Annotated in this window: 16 protein-coding genes; 14 read left to right on the top strand and 2 right to left on the bottom strand. The window is 35.8% G+C overall.

Translation table 11 applies throughout. The annotated features are described in order from the left end of the window. The first annotated feature begins 123 nt into the window (after window positions 1-123). Window positions 124-1047, top strand: a complete 924-nt coding sequence (locus tag AC6HVZ_RS13020; RefSeq protein ID WP_497558602.1) for an NHL repeat-containing protein — start codon at window positions 124-126, stop codon at window positions 1045-1047. A 7-nt stretch (window positions 1048-1054) separates the two neighbouring features. Next, window positions 1055-2305, top strand: a complete 1251-nt coding sequence (locus AC6HVZ_RS13015; RefSeq protein WP_497558601.1) for an MFS transporter — start codon at window positions 1055-1057, stop codon at window positions 2303-2305. Between the two features lie 762 nt (window positions 2306-3067). Here AC6HVZ_RS13015 and AC6HVZ_RS13010 read toward each other — a convergent pair. Then, window positions 3068-3802 carry a transposase gene (locus AC6HVZ_RS13010; protein WP_497558600.1) on the bottom strand — a complete coding sequence of 245 codons (735 nt, stop codon included), beginning with the start codon at window positions 3800-3802 and terminating at the stop codon, window positions 3068-3070. A gap of 23 nt (window positions 3803-3825) precedes the next feature. Further along, entirely contained in the window at window positions 3826-4323 is a 498-nt protein-coding gene (locus tag AC6HVZ_RS13005; protein WP_497558599.1) for a helix-turn-helix domain-containing protein, read from the bottom strand. A gap of 151 nt (window positions 4324-4474) precedes the next feature. On the opposite strand from AC6HVZ_RS13005, the gene AC6HVZ_RS13000 reads away from it, so the two are divergent. From AC6HVZ_RS13000 to AC6HVZ_RS12945, 12 genes are all read left to right on the top strand, one after another. After that, entirely contained in the window at window positions 4475-5605 is a 1131-nt protein-coding gene (locus AC6HVZ_RS13000; protein ID WP_497558598.1) for an LPD25 domain-containing protein, read from the top strand. 90 nt (window positions 5606-5695) lie between these two features. Then, window positions 5696-5776, top strand: coding sequence for a putative holin-like toxin (locus tag AC6HVZ_RS12995; RefSeq protein ID WP_369405161.1), 81 nt, complete (start codon window positions 5696-5698; stop codon window positions 5774-5776). 342 nt (window positions 5777-6118) lie between these two features. After that, the gene (locus AC6HVZ_RS12990) at window positions 6119-9385 is read left to right on the top strand and encodes a helicase-related protein (RefSeq protein WP_497558597.1); all 3267 of its coding nucleotides are present in this window, start codon (window positions 6119-6121) and stop codon (window positions 9383-9385) included. Continuing rightward, window positions 9385-10119 carry a DUF4391 domain-containing protein gene (locus AC6HVZ_RS12985; protein ID WP_497558596.1) on the top strand — a complete coding sequence of 245 codons (735 nt, stop codon included), beginning with the start codon at window positions 9385-9387 and terminating at the stop codon, window positions 10117-10119. Before AC6HVZ_RS12990 ends, AC6HVZ_RS12985 begins: the two co-directional genes overlap by 1 nt. After that, window positions 10112-11947, top strand: a complete 1836-nt coding sequence (locus tag AC6HVZ_RS12980; RefSeq protein WP_497558595.1) for a site-specific DNA-methyltransferase — start codon at window positions 10112-10114, stop codon at window positions 11945-11947. The genes AC6HVZ_RS12985 and AC6HVZ_RS12980 overlap by 8 nt, the downstream gene beginning before the upstream one ends. Window positions 11948-11963: 16 nt before the next feature. Further along, window positions 11964-14951 (top strand): restriction endonuclease, encoded by a 2988-nt coding sequence (locus AC6HVZ_RS12975; RefSeq protein WP_497558594.1) that lies wholly within the window; start codon window positions 11964-11966, stop codon window positions 14949-14951. A gap of 135 nt (window positions 14952-15086) precedes the next feature. Continuing rightward, window positions 15087-17003 (top strand): ATP-dependent nuclease, encoded by a 1917-nt coding sequence (locus AC6HVZ_RS12970; RefSeq protein WP_497558593.1) that lies wholly within the window; start codon window positions 15087-15089, stop codon window positions 17001-17003. Continuing rightward, window positions 16990-18771, top strand: a complete 1782-nt coding sequence (locus AC6HVZ_RS12965; protein WP_497558592.1) for a UvrD-helicase domain-containing protein — start codon at window positions 16990-16992, stop codon at window positions 18769-18771. The genes AC6HVZ_RS12970 and AC6HVZ_RS12965 overlap by 14 nt, the downstream gene beginning before the upstream one ends. Before the next feature lie 409 nt (window positions 18772-19180). Further along, window positions 19181-21244 (top strand): catalase, encoded by a 2064-nt coding sequence (locus AC6HVZ_RS12960; protein ID WP_497558591.1) that lies wholly within the window; start codon window positions 19181-19183, stop codon window positions 21242-21244. Window positions 21245-21602: 358 nt separating this feature from the next. Then, window positions 21603-21875 (top strand): type II toxin-antitoxin system Phd/YefM family antitoxin, encoded by a 273-nt coding sequence (locus tag AC6HVZ_RS12955; RefSeq protein ID WP_497558590.1) that lies wholly within the window; start codon window positions 21603-21605, stop codon window positions 21873-21875. After that, window positions 21862-22164, top strand: coding sequence for a type II toxin-antitoxin system RelE/ParE family toxin (locus AC6HVZ_RS12950; RefSeq protein WP_497558589.1), 303 nt, complete (start codon window positions 21862-21864; stop codon window positions 22162-22164). Before AC6HVZ_RS12955 ends, AC6HVZ_RS12950 begins: the two co-directional genes overlap by 14 nt. 160 nt (window positions 22165-22324) lie before the next feature. Continuing rightward, window positions 22325-23485 (top strand): GNAT family N-acetyltransferase, encoded by a 1161-nt coding sequence (locus tag AC6HVZ_RS12945; protein ID WP_497558588.1) that lies wholly within the window; start codon window positions 22325-22327, stop codon window positions 23483-23485. The last annotated feature ends 102 nt before the right edge of the window (window positions 23486-23587 follow it).

The raw sequence follows: 23587 nt of genomic DNA, 5'->3' as shown, positions 1-23587 counted from the left end.
AAATTTAAGAAAATAAATTCAGGTTATTTATTAAATAAACACAAAAATTTGATAATAAAAATAGTTTGAATTAATTGGTAATATATGTTATATTCAAATTGGCAAATTTTTAGGAGGGATTTTTTGTTTGAGAAGACTAGAAGTCGAACTGAAGTTAGTATTGACATTCATGCTTACAACCTAAGAACTCCTACACACATGGAATGGACAACAAATGGACGATTGATTGTATCGGAACATACGTCAGGAACGATAAAAGATATAACAGATGGTGGAGATCAATCTAAAAATGAACCATTTGTTCATGGGCTTCAAGGTCCTTCGAGTATTGCTCCATTGAAAGATGGACGAATTTACGTTTCTGAAATGTGGGGAAATAGAATAACAGATGTTAGCATTGGAGGAGATGCTACAAACAATCTACCTTCCTTTAATGGATTAAGCGCACCGTATAGCCTCATTTATTTAGATGAAACCTTTTATGTTGTTGAACGTGAAAGCAAAATTAGCAACCGTGTCTCAAAAGTTAACCCAGACACAGGAGATATAGAACATTTTATAACTGAAATACCTGTAATGCCAATGCCTGGGATTGAAAATCTATTACCACCGGAAGCATTCCCGGACAAATGGGAAGATTATTTATTTTCAATAACTTCCTGTACTGGATGGACAGAGCCACCATTTATTAATGGTAAAGCAACAGGAGTTATTAGTAGTTCAGTATTGGGGATTATTGCTAAATATCCAGATAAACCAACTAGATTCATGGATTTAGCTAAAGGAGATAATTTAATTGCTACCGGATTAGATTGGAAAGGCGGAATGAAAACAAACCCTAGTGATGGATTTATTTATCTCACCCAGCCTCAGAAAGGCACAATAATTGCAATCGATCCTAATATAACTAAAGATTATCGATTTGAAGCACCAGTGCTACAAGGATTAACAATGCCATCGTGTTTGAGATTCAATGAAGATGGGTCAGAAATGTATGTTTGTTCTATGGCTACAGGGATTGTATGGAAAATAACTGGGTTTAATTAAAATGGTAATGTTACAAAAAATCTTAAAATCCAATCTATTAAATACACTATCCAATCGAAACTTTTTTAGGTTTTGGTTTGGGCAGTCTGTTTCTGTTTTTGGAGCTTCTATGTATCAAGCCGCCCTGCCATTTTTGGTATTTCATATAAATGGTGGAGCTGCTGAATTAAGTCTTGCCAATACATTTTATATAGCTCCTCAGGCAATTGTTCTGTTATTTGGCGGTGTTTTTACTGACCGCTGGAATCGAAAACATACATTAGTAATATCTGACCTAATTAAATCTTTAAGCGTTTTCCTTATTTTCTTACTTTTGGTGTTTGATGAATTAAAAATGTTTCATGTATATGGATTGACTGCATCTCTTGGAATCGTAAGCACATTTTCTCGACCAACAACAAGAGGTATTATTCCACAATTAGTACAGAAAGATCAATTGGTTAATGCAAATTCCCTTAGAGCTATATCAAGGCAAGTTAGTCAAATGCTTGCTCCTGTAGCAGGAGGCTTTTTCATTTCAGCAGTTGGTATATTTGTTGTATTTGGGATTAATACCTTTACTTTTTTATTTTCAGCACTCTTTATATCAACCATTCACCTATATCATAAAACAACTAAAACAGATGATACAGTAAATAAACAAAGCTATTGGAAAGATTTATTAGATGGTTTTAAAACCGTTAAATCAATAAACTGGTTATTTATCGGTATCTTTGTTTCTTCTATTAATAATATTTTTATTGCATCATTTGATGTCATTGCTCTTCCTATCTATATTAGAGAAACTTTTTATACTTCTCAATTTTCAGGAGCTGAAGTTTATGGTTTTACCTTGTCCTCTATGGCAATCGGTGCTTTATTAAGTGCTTTTTGGATGGGACGCCAAAAAAAGCTACCATCCAGAGGGATACTATACTACACTTTAATAGGAGCAACAGGAATAACTATATTTTTGTTGACATTAACTACTTCAATAATTATTACACTTTTGATTACTACAATCATAGGATTTTTAATGACTACTTTCATTATTGTATGGGAGAGCTTACTACAAGATCTTATTGATAATGATAAATTAGGGCGAATAACAAGTATTGATATGTTCGGAGGGCTTGTTTTGCTTCCTGTCGGTTATTGGATTTTTGGTTTTCTAATAGAAACGACTACTGTATCTCTTGTTATTAAAATAACAGGTTTAGGAATCATTCTTATGGCTTGTATTCCAATGCTGTTTTCATCTGTACGAAGGCTCAAGTAGAGAGTTAACTTTATATGCAAATGGCTATTGATAAAATTTAAGTGTTTTTCATAAACTGTTACTATTTATTTTCAGTTTATACACCCCCAGTTAATTGATTTATATACAAATACTGTTTATGGCGAGTATTATGATTGGTTTGAAAAAGAATAAAAATGAGTACTTTAAAGCAAACACCATCACTACTTATTCTATTAATATTGAATAAATGGTGATGGCTTTTTTCATATCAGATAGCTTTTTTTACAAGCTAGATACAGGTTGTATTTTTCAAAACGCTTTCGCTGAAAAATCTCCACCTTTTTCTCCTTGCTTTTTGACATTTTGACGGTTTTTGAAAGTTGCCAAGTCAACTATACTCAAAAGTGAATGGAGATAAATTGACTTGTCTTTTGGAAGTATACCTATACCGTCAACACCACTAAAGCTTCGTTTCAGATCACTGGGCTCACCCCAATTAATTGTGTCTATTTCTTCCTTTAATGCCCGATTTCTTTAAATTACGTTGTCTTCATAATATTTGGTGCTAGACCACCGCAGTTGACATACACTTCGCTTTCCGCGGGCGGTCTGCGAGCCTTGCTTTTCCCGCAGGAGTCTTCCTGTATGTCAACTGCTGGTTATTCTTCCTAAAACTACAACCATTTAGGAAGTAGCGTTCACTTTGAAACGGGTTGTTTGCATTCCATTCGAATCCGCAAATTAAAATTGTCTAGTGCACGTTGTCGTAAATACGTAGTCATTACTCCCTTGCCCTTTTTATTAGATTTGAAGCAATTCCCCATCAAATTTCCAGTTGTATGCCTTTGCTAAAATTTCATTGTAATAAGCAATCCATGCGCATAGTTTTTCTTCGAGTTGTTTAACGGAACGAAAACTGGAACGCTTATTCAATAGGCGTCGAGTCAAAACACTAAACCAGCACTCAATCTGATTGAGCCAAGACGTATGCTTCGGTGTATAAATGATTTGAATGCGGTGTGAACAATCAGAAAGAAATGCGGCACGTGTCGTCTTGTTTTTGAGAATGCCTGTTTTGCCTTTTACACCAAGGGTCTCCGTATCGATATCAAGATCTTCTTGTTCGATGACGAACCGCACCAGGGATTCGGACATGTGGGTATTCAAATTGTCCATGACAAAGCGATAGCCTGCTTCAGGGTCAAGGGCAACGACATCACGTAAATGCTGTACAAAGTCTGTTTCTGTTCGAGTTGGTTGAATCATTAGTGCTACAATTTTCCCGTCTGTAACCGATCGGGACGCAATCAAACCAGAAGTTCCGCGACGATGGTATTCTTGCTCAATTCGTTCGGCTTGACCAGGCTTCACCGATCCTTTTTCATGAGCATGCTCAAGTGCCTGGATGCCTGTCTTTTCATCCGTTGAATAGACATGGATACCCTGTTCTTCCAATTGCTCCGCATTTTTATAGATGTCGCATACATCTTCCACTTGTTGTTTGAACTGTTCCGGGTCATCAATCTTTGGAAACAACCAGCCTTTGTATTGATCAAGCTTTAAATTGGCCCCATTTTAAAAAAACGCGTCACGGAGCGTGGCGATATGCTGTCAACTATGCCATTTTTAACTGCTTGTCGTGCCAATTCCGATGGGGTCCAGTGGCTTCCTTCTACTCCATAGTCAGATGGTGATTGCAGGGACATGGAGATGATTTGTGCGACCACTTCATTTGAGAACGTTGCCGGTGCTCCGGGACGGTAATCATCCTGAAGAACGGATTCAATTAAACCACGGAGCTCCCGTGGAAAACTCTTTTCACGTCGCGTAATTTCCGTAGTAGCCTGATCATAGCGAATCCGCCACTTTTTTACAGTATTACGATTAAATCCAAGGTTCCGTGCAATTTCTGAATTGGTCCTTCCTGCTGATGCTTCGAGAATAATCGTTGCACGTTGTTTTAAATGTAAGGGCGTATGTGATCCCTTCGATAGGGATTCTAGTATATCCTGTTCTTTTTCGCTCAGTTCTATCGCTACGGCTACTGGTTTAGGCATGGTCGTTCCCTCTTTCGATATAGTGTTTACCTCTATCATAATGGGTCGAGGGGACTATGTCCAGCATTATTTTAATTGATTCATGCCACCTGATTATTTATTTCGGACAACGTGCACTAGTGACCTTCCAGATATTTTTCCAAATAGATGGATGGAAGGGAACATTGCAAACTATCAAAATATGTTAGAAGCCATGCAAAAAGTGGGAGATAAACTAGATGTGACGATTGGCGAGCCTTTGGAGGAGCTAGGTGCTTCAAAAGGTGCGTTTTATCAAGGGATAAATGGTAGGAAGAATCATATTGGTTTAAATCCACGCAATGGTGAATTGCAAAACGTGAAAACATTAATCCATGAATTGGCTCATGCCAAGTTGCATGGTACGCCCGATAAGCATTTCAATCTAACTTCAGAAGAAAAAGAATTCCAAGCAGAAATGACAGCTTATGCCGTTGCATCCTACTTTGATATTGATACAAGTGATTATTCTTTGGGCTATCTTGCCAACTGGACACAGGGCAAGGAATTGAAGGATAAAGCGCAGTTACTTGAAGAAGTAAGGGGAGCAGCTGTAGAGTTTATAGAAACCATGGAGCCTGAATTGATGAAAGAACAGGAGAAAGGCATGGAAAATGGAAAAGATGTGTTCATACAGGCTGTTCACGACAGGAAGGATCTATCAGAACTGACAGAAGTTAATAAAGCGGCGATGGGTTATGTAATTGATCATAAGGAGGAAGAGCATACAAAGGGATTATATTATTATGTGGATGGTGATGTCGTTGTCGGAGTTGATAATTCAACAGGTGAAGCTTGGACGGAGGAATTTGACCATATTGTAAAATGCAAAGCATGGTTAAAGCGATATGATTTGGATATTGAGCAGCCACAAATATTTATTGAATCAACGGAGGCACCAGAATTAGACTCTGATTCGATGATGGATTTTGCAAAAGGTAATGCATTTATGGAGAAGCTGGAGGAAAGATATCAGGATGATAATAGATACTATAAAACACGGTATAGCATTGTTTTTCCTAAGAGCAAGAATTCAAAGATGGAAGTTATTAATATGGAGCGGCTAGATGTTGGTGATGGCGAATTTTTAAATCCTCATCATCAGGCTAGAAAGGAAGGAAATCTTACTGACGAACAACAAATGATGCTTGATGATGCTGTTTATGGTCATTTGCTTGAAAGTGAAAGACTTGATATTAATGATTGGTTGAAAGGCAAAAATGAGAAGAAAAAACTACAAACAGTAGATATGGATATGATGTGATAATCTTCATAGTTTGATATACTTGCTATTAGTGTAATAGGGCTTTCATGGGTGGTAGCTCACCCCTTTTTTGAGAAAGGGGGTGATACGATGACAGTATTCGAAGCATTGATCCTGATGATCACGTTCGCAACCTTAGTTGTAGCCATACTGTCAGAACAAAAAAAGTAACCACCCGATGAATGCCTAGCCGCATTTTGGTTGGTTACTTTTCCGATTCAAACATGTGAGCTGCCCCCTTGAAGGGCTTTTACACACTAGACCGTTCCATGTTAGAGCATGGGCGGTCTTTTATTATTGTATGTGTTTCTACGTATAGTATACCTCAATTTGCATATAAAATAAACATTTGAAATGGCTTCTTTTTATTGAACATTAATCACTTACGCATTTCATTCAAGGAAGATATATCTTATATATATTTAATACCGAAGATAACTTTGGACTGTCACTATTAAAATGGTAGAATAGATGTAATATAGTGCTTTCTTCACTGTATTGGAGGCGGTTATTATGGATTTTAAAATGGTAGATAATAAAGGCGACAATACCCTTATAAATATGCTGAAAGCTGAAATCAAAACTGGTTCTAAAGTTGCGGTGGCATCTGCTTACTTTAGTTTGTTTGCCTTTAATGAATTAAAAAAGGAATTGAAAAAAAGTGGCAACTTTCGTTTCTTATATACAAAACCAACATTTTATAAAAAAGAAAATGATCTAAAAAGGCAATATAAGATCAGTCAGAGTAGTAAGGAAGTAGCACAACAGCCAACATTTGATGGTAATCATTTTGAAATCCAATTACGAAATAAAATGATTTCAAATCATATTGCTACAGAAGCAACTAAATGGATTAAAAAAAAGGTTGTATTTAAAACGATTGTCGGAAATACACAGTTTCCAAAAGAACTTTTAATAGAACAAACGAAAGAAAATGGTAGTCTGCATTTGCAGTCGGAAATTGAGTTTACTGCAGATGGGCTTGGCATCACAGAATCTCATAGGGTTGCAAGTTTCCCTGTTATTTTAAATAATGACCAATTGATTAGGCAATCTATGAAGGAATTTGATCAGATTTGGCACGATGAAGAAAAGGTACGTGACGTAACAAATAAAGTGTTAGATCAACTTAAGCTTATTTATAAAGAAAACTCTCCTGAGTGGCTCTATTTTATTACATTATACAATATTTACTCAGATGAGTTAGAAAGTCTGAATGAAGAAGAAGTCATTAAAGAAGGGACAAATTTTAAGAGCACAGTTATCTGGAATAAGTTATACCCTTTTCAACGTGATGGAGTCGTTGGTATTATTGATAAAATTGAAAAACATAATGGCTGTATTCTGGCTGATAGTGTTGGGTTGGGGAAGACATTTTCAGCGCTTGCAGTTATTAAATACTATGAATTAAGAAATGATCGTGTGCTCGTTTTAAGTCCAAAGAAGCTACGTGATAACTGGACAGTGTATACACAAAACGATAAAAGAAATGTGCTCATTGATGACCGCTTTAATTATGATGTCCTCAATCATACAGATCTTAGCCGTGATGGTGGGTATTCGGGCGAAATCAATCTTGATACAGTGAATTGGTCAAACTACGATCTAGTTGTTATCGATGAATCACATAATTTCCGTAATAACAATCCACGAAAAGATCGGTTAACAAGATATCAGAAATTGATGCAAGAGATTATTAAAAAGGGAGTAAAGACAAAGGTACTCTTACTTTCTGCGACACCTGTCAATAATAAAATGAGTGATATAAAAAATCAAATTGCCTTTATTACTGAGGATCAAGATGACTCACTAAGCAATGATGGCATTGAATCTATTGAATACACACTAAAGATGGCACAAACGGTCTTTAATCGCTGGTCAGAACTACCAGCTCAAAAACGTACAACCGAGAATTTTCTTGACATGATTGATTCCGAGTACTTTCAGTTGCTTGACTTACTTTCGATTGCAAGGAGTAGAAAACATATTGAGAAGTATTACGGCATGGAGGAAATTGGAGAATTTCCGGAACGGCTCAAACCTGAAAATAAAAAGGCAGATATAGATATTGAACAGGCATTCTTGAAGATGGATGAAGTGAATGACCGCATTGAATCTTTGACATTCGGTATCTATAAACCAATGAATTACATCTTGCCAGCGAAAAGAAGGCATTATGAAGAACTCTATGATACTAAAATTGGACGTGGTTCAGGTGTGTTTAAACAAACAGATCGTGAATCTGCTGTCGCATCATTAATGAAAGTAAATATATTTAAACGATTAGAAAGCTCTATTCATTCCTTTAATAAAACGCTCGAAAGACTTGTTGATAGATTAGAGAAGACGATCAATTTACTCACTAGCAACAAACATAACAATATAGGTTCCATGGTTGCTGAAGATATGGAAGATATGGATGATGACGTGCTTGAATCAATCATAGTTGGAAGTGATAAAATAAAAATTGATTTATTGGATATTGACCATGTGAAATGGCTTGATGACCTGGAACATGATTTAAGCATATTAACCGAATTGCTCTCGCGTTCATCTCAAATTAATGCGAATAGGGATGCAAAGCTAGACATACTAAAAGGCTTGATTCATAAAAAAATAGAACATCCAATTAATCCAGCAAACAAAAAAGTCATCATTTTTTCAGCATTTGCAGATACAGCTAAATATTTGTATGAACAATTAGCACATCATTTAAAAGAAATTGGCTTGCACTCGGCGCTTGTTGTGGGTTCTGGGGAAAACAAGGCAACAATGAAGGGTGTTAGAACAAAAGATATTAATGATGTTTTAGTTAATTTCTCACCAATTTCTAAAGAGCGTGGAAAGCTAATAGAAAACTCACATGAAGAAATAGATATATTGATTGCAACAGATTGTATTTCTGAAGGACAAAACTTGCAAGATTGTGATTACCTAATCAATTATGATATTCATTGGAATCCAGTGAGGGTCATCCAGCGTTTTGGAAGAATTGATCGAATTGGTTCACTTAATAAATATATACAACTTGTAAACTTCTGGCCCAATATGGATATTGATGAATATATTAATCTAGAAAACCGGGTAAAAGGCCGAATGAAAATATTGAGTACATCTGCCACAGGCGAAGAAGATATCCTTGATATATCTAGTAAAGAAATGAACGATATAGAATATCGTCGTAATCAATTAAAGCAATTACAAGATGAAGTAGTTAATCTTGAAGATGTATCAGGCGCTATATCTATAACTGATTTGACATATGCAGAATTCAAAAGTGATTTAAGCACAGCTTTAAAGGAGCATGGGAAGGATTTGCAAAAAGCTCCCAAAGGTATGTATGCACTCACGACAAATGAGATGCTTGAAGAGGCAAAGCTAGGAGTTATTTTTTGTTTTCGACAAACTGCAGATTTTGATATGTCGAATAATAGCCTGGCACCGTATATTTTACTATATTTAACAGATGACAGTGATGTTCACTTACATTACGCTCATGCAAAAAAGATTCTTGATTATTACCGAAAACTTTCACTAGGTTTGAAAGAGCCACTTACCCAATTAGTAAAAGGATTTAATAAAGAAACAAATGACGGAAAGGATATGCGACGTTACACAAATCTGTTACGACAATCAATCGATATCGTAAAAGATAAGCATGAAACAGATGTATTTGATAGCTTTTTTACACTTGGTGGTACTTCTATCCAGTCGGAAATGGATTTGGACTTCAATGAGTTGGAACTTATTTCTTTTCTGATTATTAGGGAGGAAGTGTAATGGGAGAAAAAGAAATCTTGCAAGCACTTGAATTACCGAAAGAGACGCATATTTTACGGACTTTTCCCTTTAACAGATTAGCTCCACGCTTTGAGACGAAGGATAAGAAGTTTTTTCAAGCATCAGTGGAGCCACATGGTGTACGCTTACTTGCAACAATAAACACCCATACTACGAATATACCAGCATACGAAGATGAGCAAAAAAATTATCAAGAGATACATTATTTTCAAATTAAAATGAATGACGTAAAAGGTGCAAAGCGGATATATCGTATTATTGCTGAAGCAATGCCTTATCCACTTCTTATCCGTTTTGTCACAAATAAAGAAATTTTATGGATAGGTGCAATCCATGAGAAAATCGAAAAAACAGGATTACTGAAAATGCAGGATGTGTTTAGCTCCAATCCGGAAATTGACGAAAAGTTATATTTAACTAACTGGGCTTTTTCTAGAGCCGATAACTATAACTTGAAGGCATTTTATGAAAATCTGCTAAACCAAATGGTGCATATTGAGCTAAAAGAGAGGTATGAAGCGGTTACTGATCAAGAACTTACAAATAATATTGTTACGCTCGATAAAATCATTGCACTAGAAAAGGAAATCGCCTTCTGCATCAGCAAAGCTAAAAAGGAAACCCAAATGAACAAACGAATTGAATGGCAAATGAAAGCCAATATATTAAAAGAAAAAAAAGAAAAATATATTAAGGGGGAAAATAATGGATAACAATCGTATCTCATCTGGTTCAACAGATTTAACCCAGGCGAATATCGAAAAGATGAAGGAACTATTTCCGGAAATAGTCACTGAAGGAAAAGTGGATTTTGACATGCTTAAAACAGTTCTTGGGGAAGAAATAGACGATAGAAACGAACGTTATAAATTCGAATGGCATGGAAAAAAGGAATCTCTACTGGGATCACAACAACCGTCCAAAGGAACGCTACGTCCTGATAAAGAAGCCAGTAAAAATTTTGATACGACTGAAAACCTTTATATTGAAGGAGATAACCTGGAAGTATTAAAGCTATTGCAGAAGTCTTATAACGGAAAGATTAAAATGATTTACATAGATCCACCTTATAATACAGGAAATGATTTTGTTTATGAAGATGATTTTAAAGATAATATACAAAATTACTTGGAGCAGACAGGTCAAGTAGATGGCGAAGGAAATAAAATGTTAACAAACACGGAGACTAATGGAAGGTACCATACTGATTGGTTGAATATGATGTATCCAAGACTGAAATTAGCGAGGAACCTTCTTAAAGATGATGGAGTTATTTTTATAAGTATTGATGATCATGAAATAGAGAATTTAATGAAAATCTGTAATGAAATATTTGGTGAAGAAAATCTGTTAGCAAATTTTTCTTGGAGAAGAACTGATAATCAGGCAAATATAGGCTACATTGCAAAAGTTAAAGAATATATATTATGTTATTGCAAAAATCGATTGGCAGAAGGATTTAAATTGAATAAAATGCCATTATCTGATGTAGCGAAAAAAGAATATAACTATAGTGATAAGTTCGGTTCATTTAGAAGAAAAAATATACTAGATAAAAGTAGAGGTAAGAAATTCTATAAAATTGCATCTCCAAACGGGGATGTGCTAGAAGGTCCGTGGATGGTGGAAAAAGATGAGTTTAATAAATTAAATTCTGAAGGGAAAATATACTGGGCTAATAATGCAACGCCGTATGGAAAAAGATACTTACACGAAGTTGAAGGGCAAATCATCAGTGATTGGTTAACAAAGGATTTTGGTACAAATCAAAGAGGTAGTAATGAGATAGATAATTTATTTAATAAAAGAGTTTTTGATTTTGTAAAACCAACCCAATTAATTAAAACATTTATTAAAATAGCGACTAATGATAATGACTATGTGCTTGATTTCTTTTCCGGTTCAGCAACAACTGCACACGCAGTTACGAAATTAAATGCCGAAGATGGTGGTAATCGTAGATTTATCATGGTGCAATTACCGGAAGAAGTTGAAGAGAAATCAGAGGCATACAAAGCTGGTTATAAAACAATTTCTGATATCGGACAAGAACGAATTCGTCGTGCTGGGGAGAAAATCATTGAAGAGCATCCAGATAAAGCAGATACCTTAGATATTGGTTTTAAAGTTTTAAAATTAGATAAGTCCAATATCCGTGAATGGAATTTTGATTTTGAGGAATTGGAAGGACAAATTACTTCCTATGATAATATGTTTGTTCCAGATCGCACGGAACTAGATGTGGTCTATGAAATTATGTTGAAATACGGTCTCGAACTCACTTATCCAATAAATAGCTTTCAAGTAGATGACAAGAACATATACGATATTGCATTTGGCAATCTATTTATTTGTTTAGATGGAAAGATAGACACAACGATTGCGCAGGCAATCATTGATAAACGGAATGAATATGGAATTGAGACAAGTTCCGTTGTGCTTGCAGATCATGGTTTCCATGGTAATGACTCTGAAAAATTGAACTGCTTTAAACTACTGGAAGATGCAGGATATCAGAACGAACAGCTGATGACGATATAGGAAAGAGGTGATCATAGTGCAAATTCAATTTAAAGAACTTCAGTATCAGGAAGACGCCATTGAGGCAGTAACACGTGTGTTTGAAGGACACCAGATTCGCCAATCACGATTTACGATTACAAATAATAGTCTTCAGGGGAGTTTGTTTACGGAACAAGGAATTGCAAATAATATTATTTATAATCCGGCTAAGATGCTGCAAAATGTTCAGCAAATCCAAATAGATAATGAGATTCCGACGGCAGATAAGTTATCCGATTCTTTCCCGCAGTTTAATATTGAAATGGAAACAGGTACAGGGAAGACATTTGTATATTTGAAGACCATTTTAAAATTGAATGAGTTTTATGGTTTTAAAAAGTTTGTGATTGTCGTCCCTTCTGTTGCAATACGTGAAGGGGTTATGAAGACATATCAGATCACAAAAGATACCTTTCAACCCGTATTAAAGGATAAATCATATAATACCTTTGCATACAACAGTTCAAAGCTTGGAGAAATAAAGAACTTTGCTCAAAATGACAATATTGAAGTTATGGTTATCAACATCCAAGCTTTTTCTAATCGAGAAGAGCGAAAAGGCACGAAGAATATCATTTATCGTGATGATATAGAAGATATGGGCGGAGTTGCTCCAATTGAGTTAATAGCTGAAACAAATCCGATTATTATTATTGATGAGCCACAAAGTGTGGATAACACCGAAAATGCCCAGGCGGCTATTAAGGCGCTTAATCCGGCAACTGTATTTCGCTATTCCGCAACACATCGGAATAAAAGCTATCCATTACTTTATAAACTGGGTCCCGTAGAGTCCTACCAACAGAAGTTAGTGAAACAAATTGAGGTAGCTGGTATTCGCAATGATTCATATGGTAATGACGCATATATCCGATTGATTAATGTGAAGGCTTTAAAATCAGGGATTACTGCAACTGTTGAGATGTATGTGAAGTCAAAAAATGATGTCACCAAAAAAGAAGTGAAATTGAAACAGGGTGATGATCTGTACATAAAATCAAAGCGAATTGCAGCCTATGAAAAAGTGGGGTTTGTACAGCATTTATCCGCGGAACCTGGTAATGAATCAATCGAGTTTTCTGGAGAACCATCTCACCTTCGTTTGAGTGATATGTTTGCGATAGACAATCAAATTAAGCGGGGACAGATTCGAAAAACGATTGATGAACATTTAGGCCGTGAACTTCGTTTAAATAAGCTAGGAATTAAAGTGTTAAGTCTTTTCTTTATTGATAATGTTGCTAATTATAGACAGTACGATAAAGATAACAATCCCCTGCCTGGTGAGTATGCAAAAATATTTGAAGAGGAATACCAAGATGCTATTAAGAACCCTCGTTATAAGGAATTAAGAGATTATCATATTCCAGTAAATGAAGTACACGATGGTTATTTTGCAGCGGATAAGAGTGGTAAGAAGTATAAAAATACAGGTGGATCGAGTGCGGATGATGAAACAGCCTATGAAATCATTATGAAAGATAAAGAGCAATTGCTCACTTTTTATGATGAAGAAAAAGGACAGACAAAGCGTGCCAACAAACTGAGATTCATTTTTTCCCATTCGGCTTTAAAAGAGGGGTGGGATAACCCGAATGTTTTTCAAATCTGTACGCTAATTGAATCTAAAGATACCATCACAAAGCGTCAGAAAATTGGACGAGGCCTCCGCATTGCAGTGAACCAACAAGGTGTTCGCGTACCAGGGTTTGATGTAAATACATTAACGGTAATGGCAAATGAAAGCTATGATGAGTTTGCACGTGGTTTACAGCAAGAATACGAGGAAGATGGCATGACGTTTGGTGTATTTGCTGACGATGTATTTAGTACAATCGTTATTCATGAGGATGAAGATACGGGACTGAAAGAAGTGCTTGGTAAAGAGAATTCTAGAAAGCTGGTTCATTTCTTTAAAGAAAAAGAATACCTAAATAAACAAAATAAAGGTACAGAAGAACTAGCACGTGCAATGAAAGAGGGAACGTTGGAAGTCCCTGCTGATATTGCTGAAATTAGTGAAACCATCCTCAAACAAATTGGTGACCGAATCCAAATGCAGTTTGATAGCAATAAAATTGATATTAAAGACCGTGGGGAACGTGTAACGGTTAAAGTACAAAAAGAAGCGTTAGCTGAACCATTTCTGAAATTATGGGACAAGATCAAATACCGAACAACCTACTCATTAAATTTTGATACAGAGAAGTTTATACAAGAAGCAGCAACAACATTATCTGAAGACTTGGAAGTACGAATTGCCAAGCTTCAATATTTCAAAGCAGAGCTGGAAAGCAAAGCGTCTGGCATTGAAGTAGCAAAAGAAAGTTATGCCAGTTTTGCAGTATCAGATGCACAGTACAAGGAAGCACCTGATATTATATCGTATTTACAAAATGAAACGAACCTAACACGCCGAACAATCATCGAAACGTTGAAACAAAGTGGCACATTGCGCGATTTCAAACGTAATCCGCAAATGTATATGATGGAGACAGCAAGAATTCTTAATGCAGCTAAGCGAGAAATGATGGTGAATGGCATTAAATATGAACGTATGAAAGAAGCAGTAGCTTATGATCAAAGCCTATTTTTAAAAGACGAGATCATCGAAAGTTATTCAGATGATGTTGTCGCAGCAAACGATACAAGAACCCTTTATAATTACACAATCTGTGATTCCAGTGTTGAAAAGGAATTTGCAGAGCAATGTGAACAAGATAAAGATGTGAAGTTTTATATTAAACTACCATCATGGTTTAAAGTAGCGACCCCACTTGGTGATTATAATCCCGACTGGGCATTACTGAAGGAAGAGTTTGGCAAAGAGAAGCTTTATTTCATTGTAGAAACTAAAGGTGATACAACGAAACAAGAGCTTCGCCCCAACGAACGAGCTAAAATCCGTTGTGGTGAAAAGCACTTTGAGGCGCTAGATACAGGAGTGGAATTTAGGAAGACTTCGGAGTATGCTGAGATTTAGTTTAGAGAGGGAAGGAGAGTTCTATCAGTTATTCTGTCCCTTCCCTTCTTTATTGAAAAGTATGATAAATTAATAGGTTTTATGCTAACCTGAATATTTGCTGGAAACTAATATTTTTATCAAGGGGGAAGTTTATTGTTTCTTAAAGAAGTAAAGTTAAATAATTGGAGGAAATTTAAAGGGGCTGAAGATGGAAGGCCGGGTCTTGTTCTTTGTTTTAAGAAAGGATTAAATATATTAATTGGCGAAAATGATTCTGGTAAGACTGCAATCATTGACGCAATTCGTATGGTCCTAGGAACAAATAGCAGAATGTCAGATTGGGTTACAGATGAGGATTTTTCTGAAGGAACAGATAATATAGAGATAGAATGCATATTTAGTGACTTGTCTGATAAAGAGGAAGCCTATTTCCTTGAATGGCTAACTACTGAGGGAAAACAACTTGATACCACTTTTTTACGAGTTGTCTTTAGAGCTAATAAATACATAGATGTCAATCAAATTGAAAAAATTAATAAGGATATTGTAGCTGGACCTATAAACCATGAGCAGGGGATGCATTCTATTGCTCAAGAGTATTTGCGTGTGACATATTTGAAGCCATTACGCGATGCCGAAAGTGAATTAAAACCCGGATATAGATCGCGTGTAGCCAGAGTAATTGAAGGACTAGAAGCTTTTCGTAGTGAAGGTAAGAAAAATGAAGTGATAGAAGACTTTGAAAATGCATTTAGTGGTTTAGAACATAAATTAAATGAACCTGTTTTAGAGAAAGTGGATGAACATTTAAAAAGATTTTTATCTAAGACGGACTCTAGAGAGGCACAAATTCAAAATAAATCTCTTACTTTTCAAGAAGTATTACGGCGTTTAGAACTTAATTTTAATGATATTAAGAGTGGTTTAGGAAGTACAAACATCTTATTTATGGCATTAGAATTAATTGCATTAAGGGAGCAAGAAATAGGTGCACAATTGACATTAATTGAGGAAATTGAAGCTCATTTACACCCACAGGCTCAATTACGTGTAATTAAATCTTTTGAAAAATATTTAGACGATCATCCTTCTTTGAATGCTCAATATATTTTAACGACACATAGTCCAACTTTAGCGGCATCTGTAAAGTTGGAGAATTTAACTTTAATATTTAGCGACAATGCTTTTCCTATGAGTGAAGAATATACTAAACTTGAAAGTGATGATTATGATTTCCTAGATCGTTTTCTAGACGTAACAAAAGCAAACCTTTTTTTCGCAAAAGGGGTAATCCTAGTGGAAGGATTTGCTGAGAACATTTTAGTGCCAGCAATAGCAGAAGCAATTGGAAGACCTTTACATCAATATGGAATATCTGTAGTGAATGTACAAGGGACTCAGTTTAATCGTTATATTCCCATTTTTTTAAGAAAAAAGGAATCAATGAATTTCCCTGTATCTGTGATAACAGATATGGATATTTCACCAAGGAGCTATTACACGCATAAGTCACAAGAAGCAAAAGAGCAATACTCTCAAATTGAAAAACCACAAACAATTCAACAAATAAAAAATATAATTGATGATGATTGGACCAATGAACAGGTGAAAGAGCATTTTAAAGAGTGGGAATATACTACGGAACAAATAGATTTAATTAGTGATGATGTTAAAAACGAAAAAAAAGAAAAATACCAAGATGATAAAGAAGCAATTAAAATATTTCTAGCAGAACCTTGGACTTTAGAACATTCAATTTCCAAAAGTATGTTGAAAGATGAATTTCAACAAATTATTGTAGGTCTTAGAGAATATAAAAATGAAAAGACCTCAAGTGAAAAGCTAGAAACATGGAAGGAAATAAGTAATACTCATGATCGCGCAACCAAAACATATCAATTTGTGTTAACTAATTCAATTTCAAAAGCAGTGATAGCTCAACGACTCTCTGAAAAGATTTTAAATTTTACAGGTGATGAAAAAGAAAAGTTAGAAAACGATTCTGAATTAAAATATATAATTGATGCAATTAAGCATGTAACTGGCGGTGAATGGATTGCAGACGCTTAAAGTAGCATACGACACATTTTCAGATGAATGGTACAAAAAGGTCGAGGAAATTGTTCTGGGAAATTATAAATTTAATGAGGAACAAAAGAAATTCATTCACTATTCTGAGTCCGCAGTGATTGAAGCTGGGCCAGGCTCTGGAAAAACTACTGCCCTTGCTGCTAAGGTAGCACTACTACTGAAGAAAATCGAAGAAGAAGGTAGTTTAACGGGTGTTTGTGTTATTACTCACACCAATGCTGCAGTAGATGAGATACTTAAAGTTCTAAAAAAGCTGGGGTATAAAGACATTCCTCATCCTCATTTCATAGGAACCATACATGAGTTTTTTAATAAGTATGGCATGTATCCTTTTTTAAAAGGAGCAAATAAAAATTTAGTTGATATACAATTTGCTGAGGAAACAATTCTTAAAAAGCACTTTAGGAATGAGCTTGCAAAAAAACATTTTTGGATAAGGTCAAAAGAACCAAGTTTTATACGGAATTCAAATTATTTAATAAATAGATTAATAAATTCCCATCTATACTTTGATGAGGAAGATGAATTAAATGCAGAAACATATCAAAGTGGAGCTTTTGAAAATTATAAGAATGACTATTTAATCTCCAAAAAAGAATGTTGGGAAAATGGAGTATTTCATGTCAATGACACGTTTTGCTTGGCACAAAAACATTTTAACTTTGCTAGTGTTAGAAGGAGACTTCAAGGGCGTTTTAAATACTTTTTAATGGACGAATATCAAGATGTCTCCCCACTAGCACTGCAATTGCTTAAAGAGATATTTTTGGTGAAGGGAAATATACTCCAAATGATAGGCGATAGAAATCAACATATTGCTTATAGTAATCCGGAGGTTTCTACCAAAGGATTTAAAACATATTACTTAAATCAAACAAATCGTTTTGGTGATAATATTGCTTCTGTATTAAATAAGATGTTTCAGGATAATTTAAAACCAACTGATTCTCAGAAATCACTACAGCCGATTTTACTCTTGTATAAGAATCCCGAAAAACTATCTAATGGTTTCAAATTAATATTAAATCAAAAAGATATATTGATGACAAATGAAGATACGGCTATATTAGTAGCAGCTCGATCCCATGCTCAAATATTGGATGGAAAGATTAATAAAACTAATCAACAGAAATTAAACTCGACTTTTCAAAAGGCTAAAAATGAAATCTATAGATTCTTAGCTGAAAAAACAAAATTCCATATACAATCTATTAAAAGGGAATTACAAAGAGAGTATGCAAGTTATGATTTGAAAATAAATGAGGCACTAATCCAATATTATAGAGGTGCTGTTGATTACAGTTTAATAAGAGATTCAATCAACTTATTTTTCAAAGTCTTTGGATTAAATTCTAGAATAAATAAAAGCAATAGCTTATTTAGGAAATTAGAAGAATTAAAAGAAATTGAATATATTAATCCGACAAAAACATGCCATGAAAATTCATTGAAAACCATACATGACCTTAAAGGACAGACTTTAAAAGCCAATATGGTGTATCTACATAAAAATTCTCGAGAAGAATTCGGTTTTTTAAAAAGCTACACGTCTTTACTGGAACCCCCTGCATATTATAATGAAATAAATAAGAGAGTTGTTTTTGTTGCAATGAGTCGGGCTACTACTTTTTTAGCTGTAGCATTACATTCGGATACTTACGATGCTCTGACGGAAGAGGGACGAATGAAATTGAAAGAAGACTTTAAAATTCAATATTTGAGAGACGAAGCCACTAATTGGCAGTAAAGTCAGTAACTATGGTAAGCAAGTAGTCATTTATTTGAATGGATAGGTTTACAACAACCTGAATTTCAAATACAACCCGAAAGATAAAAAGTATGTTCAATTTCAATTTTGACTGTTTTTAAAACCTGCGGATAATTCCATGTAACATACAAGTAGCATACAAAAACACCTACAAGCCTTGATTTTACTGCCTCCCTCAGTTCTCAAAACGTTAATACAACTATTACTATTTATACAGCTCTTTCTCACGATCCGTGGGAAAGGGCTGTTTTTGTTTTAACACCCTCCTGAAAATCTCGATATATTCAAATAACCATGTATTCCTACACATCATAAAACGGTTCTAAACTCAAAAATAAAGCATATGTATCCAATGGATTGAAAAAACTAATGATAGGATAGTGATGGCGTGGATGAAAAAAGAAATAAAAAGCCCGATGACAAGGATCCAAAGGATGAACAACTGGAACAATACCGTGAAAAAAATACGGGCACAGGGGAGAAACTGACCAGTGATGCAGGGTTAAAGATTTCGAATGACAGGTGGTCTTTGAGAGCAGGAAAGCGTGGACCGGCATTGTTCCAGGACTTTCACTTTTATAAAAAACAGTCACATTTTAACAGGGAACGGATACCGGAAAAGGTGGTTCATGCAAGAGGTGACGGGGCATATGGGGAATTTGAGTTATATAAATCAATGAAACATGTCACAAGAGCTCAGTTTTTACAGGAACCTGGCTGCAAAACACCAGTGTTTGTTCGGTTTTCCAACTTTATTGGAAGCAGGGGTTCCAAGGATACAGCCATCGATATACGTGGTTTCGCAACCAAGTTTTACACACAAGAAGGAAATTACGATATGCTGGCACTATCATTCGCTGTCTTTGCTGTTGCAGATGCCATGAAGTTTGCTGATTTTGTGCATGCGGTAAAACCAAATCCGAGAACCGACGTTCCGCAAGCTACTGTTGCACATGACAATGCCTGGGATTACATTGCCAATAATCAGGAAATTGCTCATTTCATTATGTGGCTTATGTCCAGTCGAGGTCGCCCGAAAAGCTGGAGAATGATGGAAGCCTGGCCTGTTAATACATTTCGGTTTATTAACGAACAGGGTAAATCAACTTTTGTCAGATTTGTATGGAAGCCAATGCTTGGTGTCCATTCATTATTACTTGATGAAGCGAATATTATTGGAGGAGTTGACCCGGACTTCCATCGACGGGATTTACATGATTCCATTAAAAAAGGAGCGTATCCAGAATATGAACTTGGTGTGCAGCTGATTGCTGAGGAAGATGAATTCAAGTATGACTTTGACATTCTGGATGATACAACATTGTGGCCGGAGGAAGTAGTCCCTGTTGAAATCATCGGTAAATTGACATTGAATCGATTGGTTGATAATTTTTTTGCGGAAGAAGAGCAATCTTCCTTTGATCCGTCTACAGTTGTCCCAGGAATTGACTTCACCGATGATCCTGTTCTGCAGGGAAGATCTTTTGCTTATCGGGATACGGATTATCACCGACTTGGCACGGGTAATATTAATAATATACCAGTCAACCAGCCTATTGTCGAAACGAACACGAACCAACGGCAAAGCGATGTGAGACATAGGATAGATGTTGATTCAGTAAACTATCATAAAAATTCCTTAGCTAATAATACACCGGCAGAGACCCCTCCTGAAGAAGGTGGATATGCGCATTATCCTGAAAAAGTAGATGGATATAAGACGAGAGAACGCCCGGGCGAATCGTTCTTTGATCACTTCTCACAGCCAAGACTTTTCTGGAATAGTATGTCACCTGTTGAGAAACAGCAGATTGTGGAAACATTTAACTTCCACCTTGGTTATGTCAAAAGTAAATCCGTCCGTCAGCAAGTTGTCGAGATGTTTGCCAACATTGATAAAGAGATGGCAACTATCATTGCGGATAACATTGGTGTCAATCCACCAACTGGATCCAATGTTCCGGTAACAAAAAGCTCACCAGCCCTTAGCTTGACCAACACTCCACATTATGCATATTCACAAAAAGTCGCTGTTTTAATCGGTAATGATTTTAACGGTGAAGAGGTAACAAATGCGTTGAACGTCTTGCGTCAATATGGTGTTTTTGTAGAATTTGTAAGTGAAAAGTTAGGTACTGTCGTAGGGGCAGATGGTACAAAAATCGAAGTTGATAAGATTTTTGTTTCAACCTATCCGGTCCTGTATGATTCAATTTATATCGTTGGAGGAAGTACTGAAAATGAAGCGAAATTCCATCAAAGTATTATGAATTTCCTAAATGAAGCATATAAACACTACAAACCAATTGGTATAGCCTCAACCGGACAGTCTTATATTAAAAAGTCAGAAAATAATAACTTAGCCGGTGTCGTTTTTGCTGCAAATAATCCGGACTTCGGAAAGGATTTTGTCTCTGCAATTGCTCAACAACGTTTTTGGGATAGAAAATAGTAGATACGTTCATTATAATCTAAAGCTCTTTTTCCTTTATTGGAAGGAGGGCTTTTTAATCGTTACCCTTTCCACTTTCCCCCATTTCCATTATCATATAATTACCGAACAATTTCCGGAGGTGCACAAATTGAATAACATCAAAACATTAACCGAAGAACATTATGATGCGATTTTCTCCCTATCGTGAAACACATGGATATATTAACGTTAACAAGCTATTTCATTTTTGATGAGGTAGCCTGTTTTTTGTTTCAAAAAGGTATATGAATTTAATTTACTCATAATATGGTGTATAATTTACTCTTAATTGTGCTATAATTAACTAAAATAACACATTGAAAAGGAGGAAGTAAATATGCCTACTATTCGTCCTATCTCAGATTTGCGTAATAACGCCAATGAGATTTCAGAGTTCTGTCGAAGCGAACGAGAGCCTGTATTTATCACTAAGAATGGTACGGGAGACATGGTTGTGATGAGTATCGAGAACTATGAGCGCCAGCAAGCTCTAATCGAGTTATACAGTAAGTTATCTGAAGCGGAGGCAGAAATTGAAAACGGTGCTGCTGGTGAAGACTTCTTGGAAGTGGCTCGGAATATGAGGTTAAAGATTCGTGACAAAATATAAGGTACTTATCTTCCCTACTGCGAAACAGGATTTGCACGAGATTATCGACTATATAAATGAGCAATCATACTTTGAAGGTACCAAACTGTATGATGAGATCGTAGAACGTGTGGCATCACTTGCGGAGTTTCCATTTCGATACCCTTTACTGAAAAACCCCGTACTGAGGGCAAAAGGTTATCGAACATTAGTTGTGCATAGTTATCTAGTTTTTTATGTCGTCATTGGTGATGTGGTACAAATAAGACGAATATTGCACGGTAAGCGGCAATATGAATTTCTATTGTAGTATAGTAAAACGTTAAAACCATCATCACCATTTGCACCCAGTCCTTTCTCAAGATTTCTAAGAAAGGGCTGTTTCTGTTTCACCTTACTACCAATTCCTTTCCACATGGCTTTCTTTCCATTATCATATAATTACCGAACAATTTCCGGAGGTGCACAAATTGAATAACATCAAAACATTAACCGAAGAACATTATGATGCGATTTTCTCCCTATCCCAATTTGCATTTCAATATGAATTATCTGAAGAAAAACTGCGTAAAAAACAGGAAGAAGTAAAGAGGCATAAGATCTGGGGCTGGATGGAGGGAGACAATCTGGCTGCAAAACTTCACCTTATTCCATTATCCATTTACATAAATGGCAAGGAATTTGCAATGGGTGGGATAAGCTCTGTGGCAACATGGCCAGAATATCGCAGACAGGGAATGGTTAAGCATTTGCTGAAACATGCATTGAAATATATGAAGGAAAATGGGCAAAGTATATCCTTTCTACATCCATTTTCCTTCAAATTTTATCGAAAATATGGCTGGGAGCAGGCCTTTACAGAGCAGCAGTATATGCTTCCCATAGATAGGCTGAAAAAGAAATGGGACGGGGAAGGCTATATCAGACGCATACAACCTGATATTCCTCTGCTGCATCACTTATATACGGAATATGCAAAGTCGTTTAATGGCATGCTTGTACGTGATGAAAAATGGTGGGAGCAGCGGGTGTTGACCGAGAAGCATCAAATTGCAGTTGCTTATAATGATCAAGGTCAAGCAGAGGGATATTTAATTTTTAATGTACATGAGCAAATACTCAAAGTGACAGAAATGGTATTCAATAATTTAAACGGAAGGAAGCTATTGCTTGAGTTTATTGCCAATCACGATTCAATGGTGGAAAAAGTGGAGCTTGTCGTCCCTGAAAATGACAACCTTGCACTGTTGCTGGATGAACCGAGGTTTGAACAAAAACAAATACCTTATTTCATGGCACGTATTGTTGATGTACTAGCATTTTTAAAAGAATACCCATTTAACAACAATGGAAGATTATCGATTACGATTATGGATGACTTTTTACCAGAAAACAGTGGTACCTATCAACTAAGCGTAGAAGATGGAAAAAATAATGTAACCTTCCTTCCATCGCATAAAGATCATAACCCAATTCAGTGTTCCGTACAAATACTTACAGGTATGCTTCTAGGGTTTAAACGTCCAATGGATTATTATCAGCTTGGTCTATTGCAGGGAAAAGAGAATACTGTCGAACAGCTTGAAAGTCTCATTCCAAATCAACAAACATATTTCGGTGATTTTTTCTAATTTATGACATGGCTGGATATAAAGGCCCAATATTGGAGCTAATTGCGAAGTCTCAAAGTGCAAGTGTCCCAAGGTGTTAAGGACAAGGCAAATTTTATTTTC

It is taken from the genome of Oceanobacillus sp. NCCP-135, assembly GCF_059698015.1.
This window is presented reverse-complemented; position numbering and strand designations above follow the sequence as displayed.

Coding starts and splice junctions, on each gene's coding strand:
- AC6HVZ_RS13015 (WP_497558601.1), top strand. CDS start 1,055: ATGTTACAAAAAATCTTAAAATCCAATCTATTAAATACACTATCCAAT.
- AC6HVZ_RS13005 (WP_497558599.1), bottom strand. CDS start 4,323: ATGCCTAAACCAGTAGCCGTAGCGATAGAACTGAGCGAAAAAGAACAG.
- AC6HVZ_RS13000 (WP_497558598.1), top strand. CDS start 4,475: ATGGAAGGGAACATTGCAAACTATCAAAATATGTTAGAAGCCATGCAA.
- AC6HVZ_RS12995 (WP_369405161.1), top strand. CDS start 5,696: ATGACAGTATTCGAAGCATTGATCCTGATGATCACGTTCGCAACCTTA.
- AC6HVZ_RS12990 (WP_497558597.1), top strand. CDS start 6,119: ATGGATTTTAAAATGGTAGATAATAAAGGCGACAATACCCTTATAAAT.
- AC6HVZ_RS12985 (WP_497558596.1), top strand. CDS start 9,385: ATGGGAGAAAAAGAAATCTTGCAAGCACTTGAATTACCGAAAGAGACG.
- AC6HVZ_RS12980 (WP_497558595.1), top strand. CDS start 10,112: ATGGATAACAATCGTATCTCATCTGGTTCAACAGATTTAACCCAGGCG.
- AC6HVZ_RS12955 (WP_497558590.1), top strand. CDS start 21,603: ATGCCTACTATTCGTCCTATCTCAGATTTGCGTAATAACGCCAATGAG.